This is a genomic window from Streptomyces sp. NPDC000880, from assembly GCF_053599675.1.
Genome location: NZ_JBSFMS010000011.1, coordinates 40537 through 66326, shown reverse-complemented (window position 1 = coordinate 66326; position 25790 = coordinate 40537). Strand labels below are relative to the sequence as shown.

Annotated in this window: 20 protein-coding genes and 1 pseudogene; 10 read left to right on the top strand and 11 right to left on the bottom strand. The window is 68.9% G+C overall.

Features of this window, described 5'->3' with window-relative positions:
• Window positions 1-52: 52 nt before the first annotated feature.
• Together ACWDO5_RS05980 and ACWDO5_RS05975 are read right to left on the bottom strand one after the other, a co-directional pair.
• A complete protein-coding gene (locus tag ACWDO5_RS05980) occupies window positions 53-268 on the bottom strand; it encodes a DUF397 domain-containing protein (RefSeq protein ID WP_450528768.1) in 216 nt (71 codons plus the stop codon).
• The gene (locus tag ACWDO5_RS05975; protein WP_450528804.1) at window positions 265-1095 is read right to left on the bottom strand and encodes a helix-turn-helix domain-containing protein; all 831 of its coding nucleotides are present in this window, start codon (window positions 1093-1095) and stop codon (window positions 265-267) included. The genes ACWDO5_RS05980 and ACWDO5_RS05975 overlap by 4 nt, the downstream gene beginning before the upstream one ends.
• Before the next feature lie 453 nt (window positions 1096-1548).
• Here ACWDO5_RS05975 and ACWDO5_RS05970 point away from each other — a divergent pair, with 453 nt between their 5' ends.
• Genes ACWDO5_RS05970 through ACWDO5_RS05960 form a run of 3 tightly spaced genes read left to right on the top strand, consistent with a single transcriptional unit; the run spans window position 1549 to window position 3695 of the window.
• The gene (locus ACWDO5_RS05970) at window positions 1549-2004 is read left to right on the top strand and encodes a hypothetical protein (protein WP_450528766.1); all 456 of its coding nucleotides are present in this window, start codon (window positions 1549-1551) and stop codon (window positions 2002-2004) included.
• 6 nt (window positions 2005-2010) lie between these two features.
• The gene (locus ACWDO5_RS05965; RefSeq protein ID WP_450528765.1) at window positions 2011-3348 is read left to right on the top strand and encodes a hypothetical protein; all 1338 of its coding nucleotides are present in this window, start codon (window positions 2011-2013) and stop codon (window positions 3346-3348) included.
• Complete coding sequence (locus ACWDO5_RS05960; protein WP_450528763.1) at window positions 3345-3695, top strand: hypothetical protein; 351 nt, start codon at window positions 3345-3347, stop codon at window positions 3693-3695. The genes ACWDO5_RS05965 and ACWDO5_RS05960 overlap by 4 nt, the downstream gene beginning before the upstream one ends.
• Window positions 3696-3748: 53 nt before the next feature.
• On the opposite strand, the gene ACWDO5_RS05955 is transcribed toward ACWDO5_RS05960, so the two are convergent.
• Window positions 3749-3910, bottom strand: coding sequence for a hypothetical protein (locus ACWDO5_RS05955; protein WP_450528762.1), 162 nt, complete (start codon window positions 3908-3910; stop codon window positions 3749-3751).
• Between the two features lie 359 nt (window positions 3911-4269).
• Here ACWDO5_RS05955 and ACWDO5_RS05950 point away from each other — a divergent pair, with 359 nt between their 5' ends.
• Window positions 4270-5139 (top strand): tetratricopeptide repeat protein, encoded by an 870-nt coding sequence (locus ACWDO5_RS05950; protein ID WP_450528760.1) that lies wholly within the window; start codon window positions 4270-4272, stop codon window positions 5137-5139.
• Window positions 5139-5561, top strand: a complete 423-nt coding sequence (locus ACWDO5_RS05945; RefSeq protein WP_450528759.1) for a hypothetical protein — start codon at window positions 5139-5141, stop codon at window positions 5559-5561. The genes ACWDO5_RS05950 and ACWDO5_RS05945 overlap by 1 nt, the downstream gene beginning before the upstream one ends.
• A 476-nt stretch (window positions 5562-6037) precedes the next feature.
• Here the strand turns inward: ACWDO5_RS05945 and ACWDO5_RS05940 are convergent, their stop codons facing one another.
• Window positions 6038-6415, bottom strand: a complete 378-nt coding sequence (locus ACWDO5_RS05940) for a hypothetical protein (RefSeq protein WP_450528757.1) — start codon at window positions 6413-6415, stop codon at window positions 6038-6040.
• Window positions 6416-6456: 41 nt separating this feature from the next.
• Window positions 6457-6816, bottom strand: a complete 360-nt coding sequence (locus ACWDO5_RS05935) for a hypothetical protein (RefSeq protein WP_450528755.1) — start codon at window positions 6814-6816, stop codon at window positions 6457-6459.
• 345 nt (window positions 6817-7161) lie between these two features.
• Here ACWDO5_RS05935 and ACWDO5_RS05930 point away from each other — a divergent pair, with 345 nt between their 5' ends.
• Entirely contained in the window at window positions 7162-7908 is a 747-nt protein-coding gene (locus ACWDO5_RS05930) for a class I SAM-dependent DNA methyltransferase (RefSeq protein WP_450528754.1), read from the top strand.
• A gap of 189 nt (window positions 7909-8097) precedes the next feature.
• Here ACWDO5_RS05930 and ACWDO5_RS05925 read toward each other — a convergent pair whose 3' ends face one another.
• Genes ACWDO5_RS05925 through ACWDO5_RS05910 form a run of 4 tightly spaced genes read right to left on the bottom strand, consistent with a single transcriptional unit; the run spans window position 8098 to window position 14392 of the window.
• Window positions 8098-9300, bottom strand: coding sequence for an epoxide hydrolase family protein (locus tag ACWDO5_RS05925; protein WP_450528753.1), 1203 nt, complete (start codon window positions 9298-9300; stop codon window positions 8098-8100).
• On the bottom strand, window positions 9284-9742 hold the full coding sequence (locus ACWDO5_RS05920) for a hypothetical protein (protein WP_450528752.1): 459 nt from the start codon (window positions 9740-9742) through the stop codon (window positions 9284-9286). Before ACWDO5_RS05920 ends, ACWDO5_RS05925 begins: the two co-directional genes overlap by 17 nt.
• A 19-nt stretch (window positions 9743-9761) precedes the next feature.
• A complete protein-coding gene (locus ACWDO5_RS05915) occupies window positions 9762-14027 on the bottom strand; it encodes a DUF6531 domain-containing protein (RefSeq protein WP_450528750.1) in 4266 nt (1421 codons plus the stop codon).
• Entirely contained in the window at window positions 14024-14392 is a 369-nt protein-coding gene (locus ACWDO5_RS05910) for a hypothetical protein (RefSeq protein ID WP_450528748.1), read from the bottom strand. Before ACWDO5_RS05910 ends, ACWDO5_RS05915 begins: the two co-directional genes overlap by 4 nt.
• Window positions 14393-14630: 238 nt before the next feature.
• Here ACWDO5_RS05910 and ACWDO5_RS05905 point away from each other — a divergent pair.
• A pseudogene (locus ACWDO5_RS05905) lies at window positions 14631-14723 on the top strand (SAM-dependent methyltransferase); the annotation flags it as partial.
• A gap of 270 nt (window positions 14724-14993) precedes the next feature.
• On the opposite strand, the gene ACWDO5_RS05900 reads toward ACWDO5_RS05905, so the two are convergent.
• The gene (locus ACWDO5_RS05900; protein ID WP_450528808.1) at window positions 14994-15233 is read right to left on the bottom strand and encodes a hypothetical protein; all 240 of its coding nucleotides are present in this window, start codon (window positions 15231-15233) and stop codon (window positions 14994-14996) included.
• Window positions 15230-15625 (bottom strand): hypothetical protein, encoded by a 396-nt coding sequence (locus ACWDO5_RS05895; RefSeq protein WP_450528747.1) that lies wholly within the window; start codon window positions 15623-15625, stop codon window positions 15230-15232. Before ACWDO5_RS05895 ends, ACWDO5_RS05900 begins: the two co-directional genes overlap by 4 nt.
• Before the next feature lie 140 nt (window positions 15626-15765).
• Between ACWDO5_RS05895 and ACWDO5_RS05890 the strand changes: the two genes are divergently transcribed.
• The 3 genes from ACWDO5_RS05890 to ACWDO5_RS05880 all read left to right on the top strand — a co-directional run bounded on the left by ACWDO5_RS05890 (window position 15766) and on the right by ACWDO5_RS05880 (window position 25605).
• On the top strand, window positions 15766-16230 hold the full coding sequence (locus tag ACWDO5_RS05890) for an ATP-binding protein (RefSeq protein ID WP_450528745.1): 465 nt from the start codon (window positions 15766-15768) through the stop codon (window positions 16228-16230).
• 277 nt (window positions 16231-16507) lie between these two features.
• Window positions 16508-23359 carry a DEAD/DEAH box helicase gene (locus ACWDO5_RS05885; RefSeq protein ID WP_450528743.1) on the top strand — a complete coding sequence of 2284 codons (6852 nt, stop codon included), beginning with the start codon at window positions 16508-16510 and terminating at the stop codon, window positions 23357-23359.
• Window positions 23356-25605, top strand: a complete 2250-nt coding sequence (locus tag ACWDO5_RS05880; RefSeq protein ID WP_450528741.1) for a UvrD-helicase domain-containing protein — start codon at window positions 23356-23358, stop codon at window positions 25603-25605. Before ACWDO5_RS05885 ends, ACWDO5_RS05880 begins: the two co-directional genes overlap by 4 nt.
• Window positions 25606-25790: the final 185 nt, after the last annotated feature.

Here is a 25790-nt window from a genome sequence, read left to right as displayed (position 1 = left end):
GGGGCGGTTCCCAGGCGCCCGGGAACTGCCCCACGTCAAGCCGACCACGTACCTACACGGCACCGCTCCCCACCGCGAACCCGACGAAGGCGTCCCACACCTGCGGCTGCAGGGTGAGCATCGGAACAGTGGTGTCCTTGGAGTCGCGGACGTGCACAACACCGAGGCAGGCCGCGACCTCCACGCACTCGCCGCCCTCGCCACTGCTGTAGCTGCTCTTGAACCACGCCAGCTCAGGCACAGTCGGCACAGTCTCTTCGACCTTCATGTCTCTCCAAGCAACTTCTCGATAAGGGCCAGCGATTCGCGCGGAGTGAGCGCCTGGGCCCGGAGGAGACCGTACTGCTCTTCGAGCTCGCGGACAGTCCTCCGATCCGTGTAGAGACGGCTGTGCTTGTATGCCTCCACGTAGGCGATCCTCCGCCCTTCCTGCGTCTCGATCAAGGTGAACGGTCCAGCCAAACCAGCGTGCTCCTCCCGCCGATTCGGCATCACTTGAATCGCGACGTTGCGTCGCTCCCCGCTCAGCAGAAGTTCCTCAAGCTGCCCGCGCATCACGCCGTCACCGCCCAGGGGCCGCCTGAGCACTGATTCCTCGATGACGAAGCTGATCGTCGGCAGCGGCTTCCGCGCGAAGATCTCGTGCCGAGCCAGTCGAGCGGTCACCCGTTCCTCGATCGTCTCGTCGCTCAGCAGCGGCCGCCGCATGGTGAACACGGCCCGCGCGTACTCCTCGGTCTGCAACAGGCCTGGTACAGCCTGGTTCGCGTACACATGCAGCTCGACGGCCTCCGTCTCGAAGCGCGCCGCATCGCGGAAGAACGGCGGATACTGCGCCCGCGCCACCTCCTCCTTCATCTCCGCCAACACACCCCGCGCCCCCAGCAGCTCATCCGCCTGCTCGATGAACCGCGGCGGCGGAACGCGCCGCCCCTGCTCGTAGGACGCGATCGTCGAGGCCGAGTACCCCGTCATCGACCCGAACGCCGTCCGGTCGTACTCCGTGCACTCTCGAAACCGCTTCAACTGCCGCCCGAACACATGCAAGATGCCCGACCCGGGCCCCTGCTCCGCCTGCTGCTGCTCGTCGTCCATCGTCATCCGCACACCACCTCCCGCGCACCCACGCCCACACCCAACGCCACCACCCCACCCCCGGTCACGCCCCACACCGCGTACAACCACCCCACCCGCGCGTACACCGCGCCCCCGTCCGGTCACGCCCCGCCTCCGATCAACGCTACGCACCCCACACCCCAGTTCGCCCCCCTTTCGCCAAGCAACTCCACCGTCCGAGCGGCACAGGGCACGTACGCCGCGCATGCCGCCGTTAGCCTGCAGCGACCACTTCCCGAGGACTGTGCCCCAACTCGACCTGCCCCACGACAACCCGTCAGGTCGGCTTTCCCCGCTCGAAGTTCCCACGGAAGCGGCATAGTTCACAGACGCGATATCGCTCATGAACGTCGGCGCTGGGTGTGGCACTCTGGGAAGGAAGGTGCGCACTCGTGTTCGCACGCAAGCACAAGCTCACGGGGGACATGAGCGATGTCGTTCGCAGAGGAATGGGCCGGCCTCAAGGAGGCTGCGCTCGCCCGGCGGCAAGATGCCACGCAGATGCAACTCAACCAAGCACCGTCAGGTGGCGACCACCCCGGCGGTCCGGCGGCCCATGGCGACGGGTACTCAGTCAACGCCGCTTCTCTCGACGGTAGTTCTCACCTGCTCATGGAGATCGCGGGCCTCCTCTACGAGGGACGCATGGACGGCGAGAACGCGACCCAGGCCCGCGTACCCCGCGCACACGCGGATGTTGCCTCGCAGGTCGACACGCTCGCCCGGTTCGCCAAGGACCAGTACAACGACATGGTCGTTCTGCTTGCGTCCCTGTCCACGAAGCTGAAGTCCGCCGGCGATGACTACACGATCGTGGACAAGGGCGTACAGGGTCAGATGAACGCAATGCTCGACTGCGGCCGGTTCGTGCCGCCGGAGAACAGGTGATCCGCCGTGGCATACCGTGAAGACGTTCACTTCCTCGAGGACGCCAATCCGACGCTCATCGATCGCAATGTTGCCGAGTTCCGGCGTCTCCACACACTCATCGAGTCGACCGACGACGCCTTTCGCAAGGCCGGGAAGGTCGAGTGGGTCAGTGAGGCCCGCGACCTCTACATCAAACGGCTCAGCGAGAGCAAGACCCTGGCCGATGCGCTTTCGGAAGCCTTCCGCAAGGCGGGCTCCGCGCTTGCCGCGTACGCCGATGCGGTCACCACCGCCAAGGTGCACTACAAGAACGGGCAGCACACCGAGGGCAAACTTTCCGAGGTCATGGCCCGTGAAGCTCAGGCCATCACTCCCACCGCACGGGCAGCAGAACCCCTGCGGCAATGGGAGGATCTGCGCGCCAGCACGGGCGTGCTTGACTGGCTTGCCGAAGTGACCGTGGATCTCGACGCGATCCGAGAAGAAGCCGAGCGCTTCTACAACCAGACCAAGGACCACTATGGTGACGCGCTCCGCGTGGAGTCCACCGCGCGGGAGTTGTGCCTTGCCGATCTCAAGACGGCGTACAAGTCGATTCCCGACTACCAGGGGACCTTGCCTGACGCGGCCGAGTTCCTGAAGAACCTTGGGCCCCTGCAGGCGGAGGCCCGCGAGGCGAGCGACGACCCGAACACCCAGCTGCCGGGCTCCGGGCCGAAGGTCGACGCGATACCCACCGTGGGCCGCGACGTGGTCGTCTCGGAGGCGCTCTACCGCATCCAGACGCGCGTGGACGGACTGCCCGACGGCCAGGGCAACAACTACTGGCTCCCGTCGAACGACGACGAGGGACGCCGCTCGTACATCTCCGCGAACAAGGAGCTCATCAAGGCCGCCGCCGGGGACTCGGGACTGCCGCCGGAGATGATCGCGGGCATCGCCTGGCAGGAGGTCGAAGGAGATCCCGGCGTGCTGGACGACCTGGCATACGAGGGCCGTAAGATCATTCCTGGTAGCGAGGACCCTGACCGGACATCCATGGGCCCCATGGCCATCCAGGTGCGGCGCGCCGCCGAGGTGCTCGGTTACGACCCGCACAATCTCACGGACCTCCAGCGCAGCACAGTGGTGGACGCGATCAAGGACCCGGGGACGAACATCTTCATCGCCTCCGAATACCTTGCACAACTGAAGGCGGAGAGCAGCTTCGCCGATGTGCCACCGGACCAGATGACGCGGGCGCAGATGCAGGAGCTGGCCGCCCGCTACAACGGCGGTCCGTATTACGAGACCGATGCTGCTCAGGGGTACGGTCGTGGTTTCGACAACAAGCTGGACCAGGCCAAGGAGGCCCTGCGGTGAGTGATGCCACGAGCCCTACGGTGCCGAGGCGCGCGGTCGGCCCGACCCCGCCTGCCGGCCGTGTCGGTTCTGCCGTGTGTGCCTCGGTGCTCGTGGTGGCGCAGCTGATCACGGTGTACTTGCTGCTTCTCGCATACGCGGCCGAGCCGGCGGGGCCCTGGGACAAGGAGACCGTCTCCCACTCCGGCTTCGCGGCAGGCACCGCGCTGGGCCTGACCGTCGTCACCGCGCTGCTGACACTGCTGTTCGTGAAGGCAGGGTGGCTGCGCCGGTGGTGGTTCACCGTTCCGACGGCGCTGTTCCTCGCGGCGATCCTGCGGCTGACACTTCTCGCACCCGAGCTCTGACACCAACAACGGCGACGGACGGCCGCTTTCGCCCGCCGCCCCGGCGAGTGGCTTCAGCTCACCCGTACGTCATCGCGAATCGCGTTCACCTCAGCCACGAAGGCATCGAGGTCCACGTCATGGGCTTCGACCCCGGACCGCGTAACCTCGCTCACCTTCAGCACCGCGGATTCGTCCGCCCAGGTGCACGACGCCTCCAGCGTGCTGAAGTCCACGTCTGGCGACGTCCTTGTCGTCACCCGGCAGTTCAGCGGTTCCCGAGCCCCTGGCGGAATGACGGTCCGCGGTCCTACCAGCGCTCGCGGTCCGTTGCGCACGCCACACCCCAGTTCGGGCCCCATGGCCCCGAACTCCCCCATCCGTGCGACCGCACCGACCTGCACCCCGCGGCTCCGGGCCAGGTACATCCACGGCCAACACGACCGCATGGCAGAGACAGCCGCCAACGCCGCGCCCGACCCGACCCGTTGGTCGGCTCCGCCGGCCATTCCAGAGCAGATAGGGACTCGCGGCACCCAACTGACCCTCTACGCCCTAGCATTGGCGCGGACCGAGTTGATGTGGGGGTGGGACAGTGGCGTGGCGGAACGTCTTGGACGGCGCACTCGACGTCATCGCACCCGGCCATCCACCGGCCGGTGGGCACGACAGGGCCGACGACTTCCACGAGCGCTTGAGACTTCACTGGACCTCCGCCTACGCCGCGTTGGGGCCGCCGCCCGCCGAGGACACGCCGACGTTCGCGGACGAATCCCACCTTCGCGCGATCGATCTCGTTCGTGGTGGCCAGACCGCCCCTGCTGCCCAGCTGCTCAGGGGGCTGGCGGACACCGGCAGCCTGCGGGCCCTCACCGACCTCGGAGTGCTCCGGTTCCGATCGGGCGCCGTACAGGAGGCGCAGACCCTCTGGCGGGAGGCATCCACCCGGAGCGACGCACGAGCAGAGCACTACTTGGGCCTGGCGCTCGTCAGGGCAGGCGACGCCGCGAAGGCCGAGCGGTGTCTACGGTCGGCCTTCCACAGCGGTCACGCCTTGGCGGGCAAGGACCTCGGGCTGCTCCTGCGTCGCGCGGGGCGCCTCAAGGAAGCTGAACGTGCCTGGACCGTGGCATCCGAACAGGGTGTGGCAGACGCGGATTCGCTGTTGGGTCTTCTGTGGCAGGAGCGGGGCGACCTGGAGCGCGCCCAACGGTGGTGGCTCCGGGGCGCAGAACGCGGAAGCTCCCACGCCGCCTACAATCTCGGGCTGCTGCTGGCGGAGCAGGACGAATTCCTGGAGGCGACCAAGTGGCTGCGCCGGGCGTCCCGGGCCGGGCACGTAAGGGCTTCCGCCGCCCTGGCATGGGTTCAGCGGCTCGAGGACGCGTTCCTTTCCCGGGTGTACCCGGAGGGCGACACCGGCGCTGACAGCAACGCCGAACCCGTCAACGGCCGGGAGCAGTGATGGCGCGGCAGGACGAAGGTCCCGGCCCCCGCTGGGACGCGAAGGTCGCCAAGGAGTGGGAGTCCGTCAAACCCGGCCTGGCCGCGGAGATCTGGGAGGAATTCCGCACGCACGAACGCCACCGGCGGCGCCTGGCCTGGGCAGCCATCGGCCAGCGAACTGCGGGGCAACTGTTCGCCCTCACATCCGTTGCCGCCATGCTCCTCTTCGCGAAGTACAGCCTCGACGCAGGCGAGCCATTGGTCGCGGCGTTCGCGGTCGGCGCGCCGTCGGTCTCTCTCGCGGTGATTTTCGGCCTGTCCCGTATGCCGGGGCGGACTCTGGAGAACGCGCTGGGCAGGCCCGCACGCCGCGTCACAGCGGTCGCGGCCGCCCAGCAAACTCCCCCGCCGGCCCCACCTCCCGCGGGCGGAGCTGTCTAGTGCATCGGCCTGCAGCAGCGAGAGGTCGTCCTCCCCAGCGCAGTCCCTTCTCGCTGCGGATACGGGTGCCAGGCCCCTTGGTCGGCCGCCGGCGGTGACGACCGTATTGCCCGCCTGTGCACCGAGAAAGGGGAGCCCTGGGTGGCGCGGCCAGGACCACCGGGCGGACCATGGGCCACCGTCTCTTCTCGGGCCGGTAGGCGGCGGCCCGTGTCCTCCAAGAGGTCGCGGATCCCGCCGGGGCTCTCGCGCTCGGCCACCAGAGTTCCTCGGCGAGAGCGTCGAGCTCGGAGCCGCCGCGAGTCGACCGTTACTGTGCAGGCCATCGATCGCGGAGTTGACCCGCACCAGCAGTCCGGTAGCCGGCGACCGCATCCACCTCCGCTAACGCCCGCACGCAGCCCCGGCGGATGATCAGGCTGGTCTCGGTGTTGGTGGACTCGATCAGGCCGTTGGACATGCCCCTGCTGCCCCGATCAAACGCGTTGTCGACGTGCTGGGCTTCGTTCCGTACCGGGTCGCCGCTTCCCCAGCGCGAAGAGCCCCGCCACACCCGAGACGACGAAACCGGCGAGCTGCACGACGACCCCAATGACCGGGAACACCTCAGCGCTTTCGAGAGCGCCCTCCAGATCCCCGAAGTTGACGATCGCCCCCACCAGAAAGAAGAGCGAGGTGGCGACAGCCAGCCAGGCAATCTGCCGCCAGGGCACGAGCAGCACTACGAGTCCTGCCACCAAGAAGATGAACGGGCCGGGGCCGTCGTAGCCTTGGGCGAAGTCACCCGCAGAGGCTGCGAGCAGCGCGAATCCGGCTGTGAGGACCGAGGCCGGGCGGGTTCCTATCAGGCTCACCTGATACTTCCTCTCAGAAAAGGCGTTGGGAAGAGGGCCGTTCAACGGGTGAGCCGACGCGACTGCGCCAGCAACACCGCGCCCCCAGCAACGATGGCAACGAGAGTGACGAGCTGCGCGACAGTGGAGGCGACCAGCAGAGTGCCCCCGGAGCGAAGGTGCTCGCCTGCTTCAGGCGCGACGATCGCCCCGAAACCGACCCACAAGCCGTTGGCCAGCGCGAAAAGCGAGGTCCACAGGTTCGGCCGCCAGGTGAGAAGTGCCGCCGCGGCCAGTGGCAGGACCAGGCCCGGCGGAACCAGGGGATAATCCGCCCCACCCATGATCTGAAGCACGATCGTCGCGGCCATGGCCAGCAGGGCAATGATGGTGAACCGCACCGCACGAGAATTCCTTGTCATGAGGCTCACGCTAGGCAGCGCCGACGGATCGGACATCGTCTCGGCGGAGGCATTCCCGCTACTTCGCGGGCAGTAGCCGACGTGGCCCCGGCCGCCGCTCGGCGCGCCACCATCAACCGTCACTCATCGTGACCACACCGCCCATGTAGCCCGCCGCTTGCCGCCGGGCCGGCGCCTGCTTCCCGCGAAGACGGGCACTACCCGCCCCGCGAAAACCAGGTAGCAACGGGGAGTTGCTCGACCGCAGGCCGAGCAGATCGTGCTGCGCACCACCCGCACGCCTTCACAGTCCGTGCAGCCTGAAATTCGCATGCCCTGCGAGAACTTACGCAGTACGGTCTGGCGATGGACGATGGGGACGGCTACTTCGGAGAGCGTGTTGCGGCTGCGTACGACGAGTCGTCGGCAGACATGTTCACTCCGAGAGTCATAGATGCGGCGGTCGACGTTCTGGCCGAGCTGGCCGGCGATGGCCGGGCCCTTGAGCTGGGCATCGGGACGGGACGTATCGCGTTGCCGCTGGCCCGTCGGAGAGTCCCGGTTCACGGCATCGACATGTCACGGGCGATGGTTGCCCGGATGCGCGCCAAGCCGGGCGGCAACGCGATCGGCGTCACGATCGGCGACTTCGCGACAACGAAGGTGGACGGGAAGTTCTCCGCTGCCTATCTGGTTTTCAACACGATCATGAACCTGACGACACAGGCGGCGCAGGTGGCCTGCTTCCGCAACGTCGCGGCTCATCTCGAACCCGGCGGCTGTTTCGTCATCGAGGTCATGGTTCCCGATCTGAGAAAGCTCCCGGCCGGGCAGCACATCGTGCCGTTCCACGTGAGCCCGACGCGGTGGGCGTTCGACGCCTACGACGTGGCCACCCAGGCGATGAGTTCGAACTACGTCGAGGTCATCGACGGCCGCGGCGAGTACAGATCGATCCCCTTCCGGTACGTGTGGCCGGCAGAACTCGACCTGATGGCACAGCTCGCCGGGCTACGGCTGCGCGACCGGTGGGACGGATGGACGCGGGAGGCCTTCACCAGCGAGAGCCGCCAGCACGTCTCGATCTGGGAGAAGCCCGCGGACCGACCGTGAATCGCCTGTTCTGTCGCATCCACGGCACACGGCTCGCCCGCCGCCACCCGGCCGGGGTTCCCAGCCGTCCAGGCCCCGAGCACCTGCCCCCATGGACACCGGGACGGGCACGGTCACCGCGCATGAGAAAGGCGGAGGCGAGGGACGCCCGCGTACACGAGCCGCGGCACCCGCGGGCTCCATCGGCGGTCATTCAGGGGCACACTCCCGTAGCTTCCGGAAGAACGTCCTTATGCCGCCGACCAGCAACTCCGGCTGTTCCATCGCTGCGAAGTGGCCGCCCCGATCGTATGTCGTCCACTGCACAATGTTGTTTGTCCGGTCCGCGATGTGCCGCAGCGGGATGAAGTTGTCCCGAGGGAAGTCGGCCAGAGCGGTCGGTGTCGCCGACGGTTCGGGTGGGGTGCCCCAGTAGTCGGCGTGCGCCCGCTCGTAGTAGATGCGGGCGGATGAGCCCGCCGTGCCCGTCAGCCAGTACAACATCACGTTCGTAAGCACCTGGTCACGCTTGACTGCGTCCTCCGGGCGGTCCCGGGAGTCGGTCCACTCCTTGAACTTCTCTACGATCCACGCCAGTTGACCCACCGGCGAGTCGGTCAGGCCGTAAGCCAGGGTCTGTGGGCGGGTGGACTGGATGTCGGCGTAACCCTGACGGTCACGGCTCCATGTCCGGATGCGTTCCCAGGAGGCCAGCGCGCGCTCGCGCTCGTCCGCGCCCAGTGCGTTCAGCTCCTTCGCACCGGGCTCCTCTGTCTGGGCCGCGTTCGGCAGCAGGTTCAGGTGCACGCCGATGACCCTGTCCGGCCGGGTGCGGCCGAGCTCGCGGGAGATGGCCGCTCCCCAGTCGCCGCCCTGGACCCCGTACCGCTCGTAGCCAAGCCGCTCCATCAGATGGGCGAACGCGGCGGCCACGCGCCGGAACTCCCAGCCTGTCTCTCTGGTCGGGCCGGAGAGCCCGAACCCGGGGATGCTCGGAAGTACCAAATGGAATGCGTCGGCCGGGTCGCCTCCATGCGCTCGCGGGTCGGTGAGCGGGCCGACGACCTCGGCGAATTCGACGATCGAGCCCGGCCAGCCATGGGTCATCATCAGTGGCGTCGCGTCCGGTTCGGGTGACCGGATGTGTGCGAAGTGGATGTTCGCCCGGTCGATCGTGGTGGTGAACTGCGGCCACTCGTTCAGTCCGGCTTCCGCAACCCGCCAGTCGTACTCGTGCCGCCAGTAGTGCACAAGCTCCTTGAGGTAGTCGCGCGGGATGCCGTATGCCCAGCCCACTCCGGGCAGCTCGTCCGGCCAGCGGGTGCGGTCAAGGCGCTCGTGGAGATCGTCCACGTCGTCTTGGTGGATGCCGATACGGAACGGATGGATGCTCTCGTCAGCCAACGTCGTCATGCCCGTCGACGCCCGCCAGGCTTGTGAAAGACACGATCGGACCGTCCACCGTGTCGGTCGCCTGTACGTCAAAGCTCCGTTGCGGAAATGCCTGCCCGAGAGAGAGACGCCACGAGGTCGCGATCTCCTGAGCCAGCGCGAAGGCATTGGCCTCGGATTCGGCATCTTCGTCGATATCGATGTATTGCCACATCCTGAATTGATTCAGGGTCGCTTCGATCGAGACAACATCCCCCTTCAATGTGTTGTGCCACATCCGAAAATTGTCGGGATCGTACGAGCGATCCCACAACACGCATCCCTCCACCTCGACGAACTCCGGCAGGAACACGCGCGACAGGGCGATCCATTCGGACAGCCCTACGTGCTGGGAGAGGAAGTCCAGGTAATCGAGGTCGACACCAGCGCCTTCCGTCCATCTCTTGATCTGCGGGTCCTTCATGGGGTCCATTCGATGTCCCTTATTGCGGCAATTCATCAGGCCTGGCTGCTCTCGGCATTTTATCCCAAGTGAGGAATACCTGGCCCGTTTTGGGGTTCACGTTCTTATGTGTTTCCAGTACGTGGGGTGCCGGTACCCCTCCGTGCGGCTTGGAGTCAGGGTCCACATCGACCCGCTTCAGCGGGAGCCCATCCTCGTCGTACACAGCGTAGGCAGTCACGCTCCCGTCCTCTTTGCGGCGCACCAGGACTTCGCCCGGATCGGCAGACTTGGGGAAACGCCCGCTGTGGGGAGTCGCATTCGAAAGGTCTATCCCGCACTTGGGCACCAGACCGAGCGGGTCGGTCCAGCCCAAGGCGTTCAAGACATAGGCGTGGTGGTTGTCTGCCGGTTCCAGGCCCAGCGGGTCCGGGCTGATGTACCGCGCGGTTTCGGGGTCGTAATAGCGGAAGTAGTTATAGTTCAGGCCGGTTTCGGGGTCTGAGTATTGGCCCGGGAAGCGGAGTGGGCAGTCCACGGACCCGGTGTCCGTCGGGGCGGGGAAGCTCGTGCCCCACAGGGTGGTGCGGCGCTGCCAGGCCAGTTCGCCGTCAGGCGTGAACAGTTCGGCCGGCGTGCCGAGTGAATCCGTGATGACGGCGTGAAAGCGGGTGCCGTAGTCGGTCGAGGTGTCCTCGGCCAGTTGGGAAAGCAGCGACGTGCCAGGCTCCCGGACCAGCGGCCTGTGGTCGGTCTGGGTGAGCGGGCGGTGGGTGCCCGGCGCGTAGTCCCAGGTGGTGACCCTGCCGTCGGGCATCTTCTGCTCGGCCAGGCGGGTGTCGTCCCAGGTGAATTCCGTGCGGTCGGCATTCGAGCCGTCATCTGCCAGGCGCTCCTTGGATATTCGGCGGCCCAGCGGGTCGTACGCGTAGCGCCAGTGCTCGTCGTCCGGCGTCACCGCCTCGGTCAGGCGGTCCTCCGCGTTCCAGGCGTACGTCCAGGTTCGTTGCTGCCCGTTGAGGAGTTTGCGGGTCTTGCGGATCAGGCGGCCCTGGGCATCGTGTTCGTACGTCGTGCGGCCGGCGCTGCTGATGAGGGTGCCGTTGAATTCACGATCACCGGAGGTTTCGTGTGCGGGAGCCGTGGCATGGGTGAGGTTGCCCGCGGTGTCGTAGGCGTACGTCTCGGTCCAGCCGTGCGCCCCTACACCCGTGACACGGCCCATGCGGTCGAGGTCGAACCGGCGAGTACCCGAAGTCAGTTCACGTATCTCGGTGAGGTAGCCGTCCTCGCGATAGGCGTAAGTACGGTGCTGGAGGAGGCGGTCCACCTCGTTCGAACGGCGTGAAAGGGACTGCTCGGTAAGGCGGTGGGCCGCGTCCCAGGCCTGAGTGAGCATGACGCCGTCGCCGAGGCGCCGCTGGGTCTCGCGGCCCGCGGCGTCGTACGCGAAGGTCAACGAGCCGGCCTCGGTGCCGATTCCCGCGGGCCGGCCTGTCGGGTCGTAGGTCCATTCCGAGCTCAGCCCGGAGGGGGTCGTTCGTCGGCTGATGCGGCCGAGGACGTCGTACGTATAGGCAGTCGCGCGGCCATTGACGGTTTCCGTGAGCGTACGTCCGAGCGCGTCACGCTCGATGACGACCTCTGCGTCCGCATTGGCCGTGTGGATCAGTGCTCCCGCCGTGCCGTACGCGTACGTGGTGACATCACCCGCGTCGGTGCGCTGCTCCGTGATACGATCGAGCGCATCGCGCGTGAAACGGATGGTCTCGCCCGCGCCGTTCGTACGGGACACCAGGCCGCCCGCCGCGTCATGCGTGTATGCCAGCGTCCGGCCGTTGAAGTCGGTCTCCGCGATCAGACGACCCGCCTCGTCGTACGCGTATGACCAGGTCAGCCCCTGCGGGTTGGCGACTTCCGTCAGTCGCAGCTCGGTGTCGTACGCGAAGGCGTAAGCCGTGCCGTCCGGGTCCGTCCGCGTGGCGGGGACGTCGAAGTGGGTGGCGGTGTGGCGGGTGGTATTGCCTGCAGGGTCAGTGTGGGTGAGGAGGTTGCCCTCGGGGTCCCAGATCCATGACTCCCGGGTGCCGTCCGCGTACTCGCGCCATGACGGCTTGCCCTCGGTCGTCCAGCCCATACGGGTGGCATGGCCCAGCGGGTCGGTCACCTCCATGACCCGCCCGAAGGTGTCACGGCGCGCCACCGTGATGTGTCCGAGCTCGTCGGTGACCGCGGCAGGCAGCCCGGCTGCGTCCGACGTGACGCTGCGCGTGTGGCCCAGGGCGTCAGTGACAGTGGACAGATGGCCCGACTCGTCGTAGCTGTAGTGCGTTTCGGTGCCGAGAGGATCGGTCGTGGTGAGCAGATTGCCGAGCTCGTCGTATGCGTGCCGCCAAGTCGCACCGCCGGGCTCGATGACCTCGGTAAGCCTGCCGAGGGTGTTGTACGTGGCCCGGGCGACGGACTGGTCCGGCAGGGTGACCGCGGTCAGGTTGCCGATGTCGTCGTACGTGTAGCGCGTCGTACGGCCCAGCGGGTCCGTGACCGAGAGGGGTTTGTCACCCCTCGCGTCCCACTCGGTGCGGGTGGTGTGGCCGAGCGGATCGGTCTCCTCGATGACCTGGCCCTCGGAGTTGTAGCGGTGTGTGGAGGAGCGGCCGAGGGAGTCGGTGTACTTGGTCGTGCGCGAGGCCTCGTCGTATGCGAGGGCCCCGGAGAGGAAGCCGTCGCTGCCCTCGGTGCGCTCGACGCGGCCACGAGCGTCGTAGAAGTACGCGAAAGAGGTGCCGTTCCGGTCCGTCCAGCTGGTGACCCGGCCCAGCGCGTCGTTGGTGAACCGGAGCGGCTCGCCGCTGGAGTTGATGACCTCGGTGAGGTTGCCTGCGTCGTCGTAGCCGTACCGCATCACGACCGCACCGCTGGCGGTGGACTCCGACGGTTCGTACCGTGACGGGGCCTCATCCAGCAGGCGCAGGGCCGTGATGCGCGGCCCCTGGGTTTCGACGGCCAGGTAGTAGCCGCCGGAATGGCGCAGCGCGGTGGGGATGCCGTCAGCCGTGCGTTCCACGTCGATGCGGGCGCCGTTGCGGTCGTGCCAGCTGTCCAGGGGGAGATGGACGACACCCAATGTGTCCGAGGGCACGGGGTTGCTGAAGCTTCGTACGACCCCTGAGACCGGATCGGTGATGGTCATGACACCGTCGGGCTTGCCGTCCCACTCGAGCGGCCACAGGGCGCCCTTCACCGGCAGGACGGGCTCGCTGGGCTGCGGCACCGGGTAGACCATGCGCATGCCGTCGGCTGCGGCGAAGACCACTCCTTCAGAGTCGAGTTGGATGCATTCGTCGAGGGTGGACACCCAGGTGGGGCCGAAACACATGCCCGCGCGGTACGTGGACAGGTGGGTGCGCTCGAAGACCAGCGGGAGGGAGGCCGGCAGCGTGAGATCGGTCTGCGTCATCAGCATGGCGCCGGTCGCCACGTCGATCGGCTCCCCGACGCACGGGGTTTTCTTCGCGTGCCGGGCAGCTGGTCCGAGTTCGACCAAGTCGGGCCGGAGGGTCGACGGCCGCAGCATCAGCGGCACCTCGTTGAACTTCCCGAACAGGTTCCCCTCGACGCCGGCCTTCGCCACGCCGCCGGCCGCGCCGAAGGCCCCGCCGTAGATCATGCCGTCCTTGGCCGCCTGATTGATCTCGTCCAGGCTGAAGCCCTGCTGCATGCCGGTGGCGATCTTCAGGGGCTGGGCGACAGCCACGTCGATGGTCACCGACTCCACGCTCCCGAAGGCCGCAGCAACGAGGGTGCCTGCGGCGATTTCGGCGACGGTGGTGGTGACTGCGATACCCATCGCGGCACCGAATTCAATGAGGGCCTCGGTGGCCAGAGCAGCAGCGCCCGCAGCGGCACCCGCGGTGAAGAAGGCCAGCGCGATGCCGCCCACGATGATGGCGGCGTCGATGCCAATCTGTGTCCACAGCTTGTTGATGGCGTCATCGACAGCATCGGCGAACTTGTCCAACGCCTCGGCCATCTTGCGGGACGCCTTCGCGATATCGCTCAGCCAGCCCGCATCCTTGCCCTTGGCGTAACGCCCCCAGAACACCTCGAACGCATCGATCGCCTCACCCGTGTTGTTGTGGATGAGCGAGGATGCCGCGTTATGGACAGGGGTCCGCACGTCATCGACGGCATCGGCGAACGTCCGCCAGGCATCGGCGGCGCTGCGCAGCGTGCCGGAGTTCGCATCCGGCCACCACATGCCCAGCTTGAGCAGAAGCTCCTTGGCCTCGTCCTCAATGCTCACTGGGCATCCCTGCCGTTGCCACCATCGATCTTCGCCTTCACCTTGGTGAACATCCCGGCGATCAACTCGTCGTTGTCGACATGCCCGTCCGCCATGTCCGCCATCGCCTCGTGAATGCTGATCAGACCGAGGACGAGGGTGCCGGCGGCCCGCTCGATCACCTTCTGCTGGGGGCGATAGGCCTCGCCGAACGCCTTACCCTGCTCGTCATCACCCCACGGTGAGCCGAGCCCGTCCAGGGTGGTGACAAGCGTCGTCAGCGCCGAGCTCAGGTTCTTGCCCTGTGTGTGGAAGATCGGCGCCGTCAACTTGATGTCGGCCGTGTTGATTTCCAGGACCTTGCCACTGTCCTTGCCCTTGCCCACGCGAAGCCCCCGTTATCCATTGCGAATCCCGACCCTAGGGGGTTCGGTTCAAGAGATCGCAAAGTGCTTGCCATACGTGGGCAACGGATCGTGTGAGGTGCGCTTCGCCTTCGACCGCACCCCTTCGACCTTCGCGGGAAACCGGTTCCAAGCCCAGTGCCTCGGCGATCTGCCTGCAGTTCATCGGGCTGCCGCCCGACGCCCGTGGCCGACCAGGATGTTCGTGATCCGCTGGTGCGGGAAGTTCTCCATCGCCTATCTGATCTTCAACACGATCACGAACCTGACGACACAGGCGGCCCAGGTGGCCTGCTTCCGCAACGTCGCGGCGGGGGCGACAACGCGGGCCGCGGCAGGAACTGGACCGGTCGCCTCCTCGAACTCGTCTGCTCCGAACTGCACGCGCGGCGAGCCGGGATCGTCTGACGGGCCGGGGCTGCCTGGTGCCCGCGGACTGGCTCAGCCCGCCGGGGCCGGTTCCGGCTCCCTCCACTTCGTCCGCCCGCGGCCCGCGGCACGGCGGAGAGGGCCGCACAGGGGCCGCCGCTGTGTTGCGTCACCGGAGATGGCCGCGACCCCAACTCGCAACCCTGCGGGTCGGTTACTGTACGGCAGCGGCCACGCATCCGGCGCACCAGCCACCCTCACTCAGCAGTTCGCGGTCCTCCTCGAAGAACTTCAGGACGACCGCGCGCTCGTGAACTGTGCACAGCAACGCGTGCTCGTCCACCTCTCGATGCCGGAGGTACTGGGCGTGGTGTTGCGGCTTGTCGTAGAGCACATCCCAACCAGGCAGTACCGAGGGACCGACTGAGGCACGCGTTCGTCGTGACGTAGTCATGCCTCCATCCTGCCGCCTCGGGCGGCAGGATGGAGATCCGTTCGTCGCCGCCCACCAGCCGAGGCCCGCCCGCCCGGAATGACGGTCTGGGCCTCAGTGGATTTTCTTCTCTGATCGCGATGAGTGGCGGGCAGCGCCGGCCTGTCGTCGTCGACCACATGGGTCTTCGCTGTCGCGCCCTTCGGGAAGAACACCCGTGCCACCCGCTCCCGGTTCCGGGTGCGGATCGCCCCGAGCGCGGACAGCAAGACGGCCGGCGCCACCCGCGGAACCACCCGCTCCAACGCGGAGACGACGGCGCGGGCGCCGTCGTCATCCCCCTCGCCGATGAGGCGCAGCAGGTGATCGAGGCGGCGGACGCCCGGCCGCCGCTCGGCGGTCCGGCGGAGCACATGCGGTGTCAGCAGGCCGCCCGCTCATGAAGTGACCGGCACCACGGCCGCGTACACCCCCCTCACGTGCGCGTACACCGCGTGTCCGTCCGCGCGTCACCACTGGTCAACGGTGATGGCGAGGCGAAAGCGTTGGCGGCATGAAACCGGCAACCACCCCGCCTGCGGGGCTCGTTCATGACCCGGCGACCATCCACGAGTTCACGATGCAGTTCACTTCGACACCGCGGGGCGCACGGCTCGCCCGGCGGCTCGTCTCGCACCGGCTGCACGAGTGGGGCCACCCGTACGACTCCACCGCCAACGAGACGGTAACGCTGATCACGGCCGAGCTCGTCGCCAACGCCGTGCGCCACGGGCACGTACCCGGCAGGGACTTCCACCTGCGCCTCGCGGCGACCCCGACCGCGCTGCGGATCGACGTCACCGACACCCGCACCGAGAAGCGCCCCTGCCGCGAGCCCAGACGCCCTGCCCCTGACGAGGAGTCGGGCCGCGGCCTCATCCTCGTCGACGCGCTCGCCACCCGCTGGGGCATCACCCCGCGCAGTGCCGCTCCCGGCAAGACGGTGTGGGCGGTGGTCGACGCGCCCGTGCCCCGTTGACTCTCCACGCAGGCCTCGCTCGAGGCGTCGGCGGTCACGCGCTCCGTGCGCGGTGGTCGCCAATCGTGCATCCGTTGACTCGACCATCGCAGCTCCCCCCAGAGCTCTGCGTCGTATCGCCCCTGGCCGCAGGGCGAAGTGTGATGTTTAATCGCGAAAGCGTATTAACGGTCAGGGATCATATCCCGTCATCACGGATACGGACCACGATGTCGGGGGTCGGATATACGGTTGATCCAGTTCACCCGCATGCCGCAGGACACCCAGGGAGCACGACGTGAGGCCGACGCTGGCCGCCGCGCAGTTGCGGGGCAGTCTGACCCAGTACCTCACGACGACGTACGCACTGGCCGACGAGGACACCCGGCTCGCGTTGGAGCGTTTCCTCGGGCATCCGGAGAGCGGGATCTTCCGGGGGCCGTATCTGCGGATCAGGACGCCGTTCCACACCGCGGACGACGGGTGGCAGCGCCATCTCGACTGGGTGCCCGCCTTCGCTCCGTACCGGCATCAGGCCAAGGCGTGGGAGCGGCTGAGCACGCTGCACGGGCCCGCGCGGCCGACGCTGATCACTACGGGGACGGGGTCGGGAAAGACAGAGTCGTTCCTGGTGCCCGTGCTCGATCACTGCCGCAGGCAGAAGGCGCTCGGGCGCGGCGGGATCAAGGCCGTGCTGCTGTACCCGATGAACGCGCTGGCGACCGACCAGGCAGGGCGTATCGGCGAGTATCTGGCACAGCCGGAGCTGGCGCAGGTGACGGCCGGGCTGTACATCGGCGACCGGCCGGACACCGACTTCCGGCGGGTGATGACGCGGCGCGAGGAGATGCGGGTCTCTCCTCCGGACGTGCTGATCACGAACTACAAGATGCTCGACCTGCTGCTGCAGCGCGGCGAGGACCTGCCGCTGTGGCAGGACGCCGACATCACGTATGTGGTGCTGGACGAGTTCCACACGTACGACGGCGCGCAGGGCACGGACGTGGCGATGCTGCTGCGACGGCTCGCCGCGGCGACCGGGCAAAGTCGGCCGGGGCGGCCACTCGGCGGGATATGTCCGGTGGCGACGTCGGCCACCCTCGGCGAGGGACGGAGCGACGGCGGGGGCACGGGGATACTCGACGTCGCGACGCAGGTGTTCGGGGTGGAGTTCGGGCCGGACGCGGTGGTCGGCGAGGAGCGGATGACCGCCGAGCAGTTCGCCGGTGAGGTCGACTATGAACTGCCCGAGCCGCCCGGGCCGAAGGAAGTCATCGAAGCGTCCGGCGGGCCGGGAGTGGAAGCCCACCCCGACCTGCTGGACCTCGACGGGCTCGCGGCGCGGCTGCTGGACCGGCATGGGTTGGACGCCTTCCAGATCGGCAGGCTGCTGGGGCGCCACGACTTCACGCACAAGGTGCTGTCCCTGCTCGACGGTGAGCCGCGCGGTGAGTGGGAGTTGCGGGACCTGCTGGGCAGTCTCGGCTACGCGTGGGGGCGCACCGCCCGGGAGAATCCGAGGCTCGCGCTCCAGGCGCTGTCCCGGTTCGTGGCGCTGCTGTCCGCCGCACGCGACCCCGAGTCGAGCGAGAAGCGGCCGAGGCCGCTGCTGCACATCGAGGCGCATCTGTGGGTGCGGCCGGTGACGCGGGTGCTGCGCGGGGTCGGGCGAGCGCCGGAGTTCCGGTGGTACGAGGACGACCGCACGGCCAGGCGGGCCGCGCTCGCCGCCGCGCCGCCCGCGGGTGGCGAGAGCGAGGATTCGGGCAGCCGACCGGCCGACTCGCGACGGCCGCAGGCCGTCCCGGGGACAGACACGGCGCGGCGGCCGGCGACGGTCACGCTGCCCGCCGTGTACTGCCGCAACTGCGGACGTTCGGGCTGGGCGGCGCTGTCGCCGGAGGCCGATCCGCAGCAACTCGTCATGGCACAGGACAAGGTGTGGCGGGCGGGGCTCGGCCGGGACAAGCGGCGTATCCGCTACTTCATCGCCGCCACCCCGGCGGAGGCCGAGGCCGCGCTGAACGCCCTGACGGGCGCGAAGCCGAAGTCCGGCGGCACCGATCCGCTGTCCGTGGTGGTGCTCGACGGGGCCCAGGGAACGTACCGGCTGCCGGCGTTGAGCGATGCCGAGGAGTTGCAGGACGCCTGGTTCGCACTCGCCATCACGGACAAGAAGTCGGCGGACAAGGCCGCTTCGGACGACCGCTGCCCGGCATGCAACACGGACAACGGCATCCGGTTCCTCGGCACCGCGCCGGCCGCGCTCGCCTCGGCGACCGTCACCCAGCTGTTCACGGGCGGGGACATCGCGCTCGCGCCGGAAGAGCGCAAGACGCTGCTGTTCAACGACTCGACGCAGGACGCGGCGCACCGGGCCGGATATGTGGCCAACGCGTCGTACAAGTTCTCGCTGCGCTCGCTGCTGGCGCACAACCTGGACGAGTCCGGTGCCCCGGTCGCACTCAACGACCTCATCGGCAACGTGCTGGATTCGGTGGACGACCCGCAGGCACTGGCCGCCGTAGTACCGCCGGACCTGCACGACGAACCGGGCGTGGACCGGCTGCTGTCCGGGCGGGGCACGGGCGACGCGCGGACCTGGAAGCTCATCGGCGAGCGGCTGGCGTTCGCCACGGTGATGGAGTTCGGACTGCGCTCACGCCAGGGGCGCACCCTGGAGCTGACGCGGACAGCCGCGGCCGAAGTCGTCATCGACAAGCCCGAGCGGATCGCCGCGCTCGCCCGGGACCTGCACCTGTCGCTGCCGGGGCAGCTGGTCGTGATGGGCGGGCTGCCGACGCCGGAGCGGTATCTCGCCTATGTACGCGGCCTGTTGGAGCGCATTCGGATCAGGGGCGGTGTGCGGCACCGGTGGCTGGAGCCGTGGATCAAGGACGCGGGTGTGGCCCGCTTCAAAATCTGGGGCGGCCGTCCCGACGGCATGCCCGCGTTCCCCGACGGGGTGGCCGCGCCACGGTTCCTGCTGGACGGGCAGAAGGACCGGTCGGTGTTCGACGCGGTGACGGGGCGGCTCGGCTGGTACCAGGACTGGACGAGGCGGTGCCTCGGCCTGGACGCGGCCGGGGCGACGGAGTATCTGCGCAGGCTCCTGCCCGTCCTGGTGGAGGAGCACGCCCTGTCGGTGCGTACCGCGCAGGACCGCACGACCAGGGTCTACGGCCTTCAGCCCGGCCATGTCGAGGTGCGGCTGCTGGACGACAACGTGGTCAACAAGGCGTTCGTGAGCTGCGCGGACTGCGGCTGGCAGCAGGTTGTGCCGCCGGAGCGCCGCACCCGCTGGTACGGGCACCCCTGCCCGCGCTACCGGTGCCAGGGCATGCTGCTGGCCCCGCAGGCCGACCTGAGCTCCACGGGCTCCGGGTCGGGCGGCTTCGGCGGGACGCGCGCCCGCGACTACCGCGACGACTACTACCGGCGCCTGTACCTGACCGGCGGGACCTTCCGCGTCGTCACCGCCGAGCACACGGGGATGCTGACCCGCCCCCAGCGCGAGCGCGTGGAGCGCACCTTCCGGTCGGGTACGCACTACACCGATCCCAATGTGCTGTCCTGCACGCCCACGCTGGAACTCGGCATCGACATCGGCGACCTGTCGGCCGTACTGCTGGGGTCGCTGCCCAAGGGCCCGGCCAACTACGTCCAGCGGGCCGGCCGTGCCGGCCGCAGGACGGGCAACGCGCTGATCATCGCCTTCGGCGGCCGCCGGGCCCGCGATCTGTACTACCTCGACGATCCGCGCGAGATGATCGCGGGCGACATCGTGCCGCCGGGCTGCTACCTCTCCGCGGTGGAGATCCTGCGCCGCCAGTACACGGCGCACCTGCTGGACCTGGCCGCCCGCGGCGCACTTACCACCTCCGACGGCGAGCGGCTGATGCCAGTGCCCCGGCTGGTGTCCGCGCTGTTCGGGTCCTCCGGCTGGTGCCAGGATCTCGCCGACGCCGCTGTCACCCACGGGGCCCGTCTGGTGGAGGAGTTCCTGTCGCTGTTCCCGGCCGGGGGTGCGGACGACGGTGAGGGCGTCACCCCCCATGCCGCCGGCGAGCTGCGGGCGTACGCGACCGGCGACATCGTGCGCGTCCTGCAGGAGGCGGAGGAGGACTGGACCGGGCGGCGCGAGGAGCTGCGGCGGCGCATCGCCGCCATCGACGAGGCCATGGTCGGGCTGGTGCGCGGCTACGACGAACAAGACCGCGAGTACCGCGAGCTGCTGGCCGAGCGCCGTACCACCGGCGACCTGCTGCGCGAGCTCAGCCGGGCCGGCGCTCATGGCGCCCTGGTCGACCTGGGTCTGCTGCCCAACTACAGCCTCGCGGACACCACCACCCAGCTGGAGGCCACCCTCTACTGGACCGAGGAGCCCACAGGAACCGACGCAGCGGAGGGCCGGAAGACCTACCGCAGCGAGGTGCGCGACTACGAGCGCTCACGGCGGCTCGCCCTCGCCGAACTCGCCCCCGGCAACAGCTTCTACGTCAACGGCTACCGCCACCAGGTGCGCGCACTCGACATCGGCAGTCCCGACCGCCGCGCCTGGTCCGTATGGCGGCTGTGCCCGGCCTGCGGCTACGTCCGTACGGACAACGCCCAGGCCGATGCCTCGCCCTGCCCACGCTGCGGCGGGCGGGAGATCGCGGACGCCGGGTGTGTGCAGTACGTGCTCCAGCCCAGGCGGGTCATCGCCCGCGACAAACGCGACGACGCCCGGGTACGGGACGACAAGGACGAGCGCGACCGGCGGCGGTACGCCATGCTCACCACTGTTGACATCGACCCCGTGCATCTCGCGTCGGGCTCCTGGCGGCACGAAACGGCCACATTCGGCGTCGACTTCACCCGGCGGGCGGTCATCCGCACCCTGAATCTGGGCGTCGACCGGCAGGACGGCAGCAGCACGGTCCCGCTCGCGGGCGACGACGTACGCATCAACCCCTTCTATGTGTGCGCGAGTTGCGGCGGCGCCACCGCCGACGGGCGGCCGGTGGCCGACAAGCCGCAGGAGGCGCTCACCGACTCGCTCGCCTCCAGCACCAAGGCCAGCGCCCACCATCTGCTGTGGTGTCCGCGCCGCAGGACGAAGGGCGGTGGCGAGGAGCAGGGCAAGGGGCAGGACCTTCCGCTGCTGCTCGCGCACGAGCTGACCACGGAGGCGGTGCGGATTCTCCTGCCCGCGTCCGTCGCCCGGGCCAAGGAGCGGCTCGCTTCCTTCACGGCCGCTCTGTTCGCGGGTATCGCGGCCCGTTACGGCGGCGACCCGGACCACATCGACATCGCGTCCGCGTCCATGCCCGACCGGGGTGACTCGGACTGGACCCGGCGCTTCCTCGTCGTGTACGACCGGCTGCCCGGCGGCACCGGGTATCTGCACCGGCTGGCGTCGGCGGACGGCTTTCGCGAGGTACTCCTCAAGGCCCGCGAGGTCATCGAGAGCTGCCCCTGCATCGAAAAGGGGCAGGACGGCTGCCACCGCTGTCTGCTGCGCCGCGTGCCGGCCGGCGACTACGACCGGGTCAGCCGCAACGAAGTCCGGCAGATGCTGGACGAGTTGCTCGGCAAGGACGGCGAGGCGTGGAAGACAGCGCGGGTCGGCACCACCCAGCACATTCCGCTGGAGCGGCAGGCCGAGAGCGACCTCGAGGTCATGTACGTCGAGACGCTGAAGGAGTGGGCGGAGCAACCCGACGCCAAGGCCGCCGCCGACGCCTACACGACGGCTGCCGGGACGTACTCCCTGGACCTGCGCCTGACCGGCGCTGACGGCACCACGGTCAGGTGGCGGGTATCCCAGCAGCGGACCCTGGACGGGACGCGCCCCGACGTGCTCTTCGAGCGCCTCGACGCCCCCGGACCGCGACTGGCCCTCTATCTGGACGGCTACGAGTTCCACGCCGGCCCCCGGCACAACCGGCTGGCCGACGACGCCGTCAAGCGCGCCCGGCTGCGCGCCGACGGCGTGCGCGTGTTCCAGCTGACGTACTACGACGTGAAGGAGTGGCGCACCCGCGTGCGCGAGACGGGCTACTCCCCCGCCGCCGCTGCCGACCCCGTGTGGCGGCCGTACGGCGAGCAGGCCCTCGCCCAGGCACGCGCCTACTACGCGAAGGTGCGGCGCGGTCTGCCCGGCGAACTCGCCGAGACGGTGTGGCTCAACCCGGCCGAGCTGCTCATCGCCTATCTGCGCGCGCCGGACGCCGACGGCTGGATGGCACGCGCGGAGGCCGCTGTGGCGGGGCTGACCGGGGCGCAGGCCGCGGCCGCCGTCGTCGGCGAGGGCTCGGTGGGCGCCCAGATCGAGGCCGCGCTGCGCGGCACACCTCCGAAGGCGGAGGCGGGCAAGCTGCGGCTGCTTGCCGCGACCGACGGCTCCGGCTGCCCGGTGGTCGCCGTGGCCGACGGCCGGGTGACACCGCCGGTGTGGTCCGCTATCACGGTGCTCGACGACAGCGACGCGGCCGTCGCAGAGGACGAACGTCATAAGCGGCGCTGGCGGGCGTGGCTGTACTGGAGCAACCTGCTGCAGTTCCTCGAGCGTGGCGGCGGCGACAGCGCCCAGCTCACCACGAGCCTGCTCGACGGGTTCTCGGCTCAGGAGTTCTCCGTCGCGGGCGGCGCGGGCTGGTTGGAGTCCACCCGTACCACGCTCGTCGAGGATGCCGCCCCTGCGCAGCCACCGGCGGCCACGGAACCGCCTCTGGTCGCGGCCCCGGTGGAGCCGGTCGTGGCAGGGGTGCCGGCCGGGGCGCGGGACGGCGGCTGGGGGTCCGTGCTGGAGCTGCTCGACCCCGACGAGCCGGGTCTCGAACTGCTGGCGGTCGCGCTCGCCTCCTTCGGCGCTCCCGCGCCGAGGGACGGCTACGAGCTCGACGACCGCGGCTGGATGGCCGAACTGGCCTGGCCCGACGCGAAGGTCGGGGTGGTCCTGGCCCCCAAGCCGGTCAACGGAGAACCCGACGCGGAGGCGGAGGACCGGGACCGGGCCTTCGCCGCGGCGGGCTGGGAGGTGCGCCCGGCCGGGGCCTGGTCGGCGAAGGAGCTGGCCGACCAGCTCGGTGTGCGAGGCGGCGGCGCGGCCGGACATCGTGATCAGCGCAACGACGGAACGACCCAGGGGAGATCCCACCGATGAGCGCGAGTGTGACTCTGCGTCTGCTGGACAAGGCCGACAAGGAGATCCTGAGACTCCCCCGTACGGTCAAGGGCGCGATCTACGACTTCCAGCACAAGTTCAAGGCCAACCCGAACGCCTCCGGGCTGCGGCTGAAGCAGCTGCGCGGCGACAACCGGCTGTGGTCCGCGCGGGTCAGCGACGACTACCGCGCGCTGCTGCTGCGCCTCGACTCCGACGACTGGCTGATCGTCTCGGTCAGGCACCGCAAGGACGTGTACGACCGGGTCGCCTACGGCGTCAACCCGGTCACCGGTGGCATCGAGTACGTCGATCTCCAGGTCGTCGAGGAGTCTCTCGCCAAGCGGCTGCTGCCGAGGACACCTCCTCCTGCCCAGGCCGAACCGGCACCGCCCGCTCAGGCCGAACCGGCACCGCCTGCCGCGCCTGTCGCGTTGTTCACCCATGTCACGGACGAGCAGCTCACTGAGCTCGGCGTGGCCGAGCCCCTCTTGCCGGTGGTGCGCACCCTCACCACGGAAGACCAGCTGCTCGGCCTCGTCGAGTACGCGCCGCAGCTGACCGGCGAGGTGCTGCTCTCCCTCTTCGACGGCAAGCCGTACCAGGAGGTCCTGGAGTACGTCACGGCCCCGGTCGCCGCGCCGGAACCGGTGGACACCGACGACTTCCAGGCAGCCGCCGAGCGTCCGGCGACCATGGTCACCACCACGGACGACTCGCTGCGCGAGGCCCTGGAGGGCGGCAACTTCGGCCGCTGGAAGGTCTTCCTGCACCCCACACAGGCCAAGCTGGTGGAGCGGAACTACTCCGGTCCGACGCGCGTGGGCGGCGGCCCTGGCACGGGCAAGACCATCGTCGCGCTCCACCGCGTCAGGCACCTGGTGTCACAACTGCCGCCCGGGCGCACCAAGCCCGTGCTGCTGACCACGTACAACAAGAACCTGGCGGCGGACCTGCGGGCCCGGCTGCTGGAGCTGGGCGGGGAAGAACTGCTCGCCCGGGTGGAGATCAGCCATGTCGACCAGCTCGCCCTGCGGGTGGTGCGCGAGGCGGAGCCGGGCAGCAGCAAGCAGACCATCGACGACAACCAGGCGCTGCGCGAGTGGCGGTCGATGCTCGACGAGCTGGACGAGACTGGCTGGGACGCGGAGTTCCTGCACGACGAGTGGAAGCAGGTGATCCTCGGCCAGGCCGTCGCGTCCCGTACGGATTACTTCCGCGCCCGCCGGGCCGGCCGCGGCCGGAACGTCACCCGGCCGGAGCGTGCCGAGATCTGGCAGCTGACGGAGCGGTTCGCCCAGCGTCTGGACCGGCTGGGCAGGCAGACCTGGGCGCAGGTCGCCGAGCGCGCGGCCCGGCTGGAGCTGGAGCGCGAGCAGCGCATCCAGGCCGTGGAGCGGCAGCGCGAGGAGGCGGGCGGCCTCGACAACATCCATCTGCAGGACACTTCCGCGGGCTGGCTGCGCTATCGCTACCGGCACATCGTGGTCGACGAGGCACAGGACCTGCAGCCGGGCCACTGGAAGATGCTCCGCGCGATGGTCGCCCGGGACCGCAATGACATCTTCCTCGTCGGCGACACGCACCAGCGCATCTACAGCAACCAGGTGACGCTGGGCAGCCTCGGCATCAACATCCGCGGCCGGTCGGCCAGGCTCTCGCTGAGCTACCGCACCACGCGCCAGATCCTCGGCTCCGCGCTGGAGGTGCTGCGCGGGGAGTCCTTCGACGACCTGGACGGCAACGAGGAAAACCTCGGGGGCTACCGGTCCGTGTTGAGCGGAGGCCGGCCGGCGTTCCACCCGAACACGGACTGGGAGTCGGAGCGGGAGGACATCGCCGCGCTGATCGCCGAGTGGGACGACATTCCGCCGGAGCAGATCGGCATCTGTGTTCCGACCAACACGATGGCGCAGGAAGTGGCCTATTCCCTCGCGCAGTTCGGCATTCGCGCGGTCGAAATCGGCCCCGACGGGCCACGCGGCGACGAGGGCGTACACATTGGCACGATGTTCCGCTTCAAGGGGCTCGAGTACCAGCGGATGATCATCGCCGGTGTGACGCAGGGGCTCGTGCCACGTGAGAACGTCCTGCGCCTGAGGACCGTCGATGCCCTGCGGCACCGCCGGGAGTTGCAGCGGGCCCGGTCGCTGCTCTTCGTCGCCGCGACGCGGGCACGCGACAGTCTCGACATCTTCTGGCACGGCAGCCCGAGCCAGTTCCTGCAGCCGCTGCTGTCAGCCTGAGGTGACGGGGGCCAACTTCGGGCGGAGCCGGACGCGACCGAGCTCCGCCACCTCCTGTCAGAGGGCGAGGTCCTCTCGCATCCGGACCAGGTCGGCGCGGCCGGGTGCGAGGACCGCGGCCACCGGTGGTGAGAGTCGCGATCACCTCCTCGGTGTCCGTCCGAACCACGACGCGGGTTGCTACC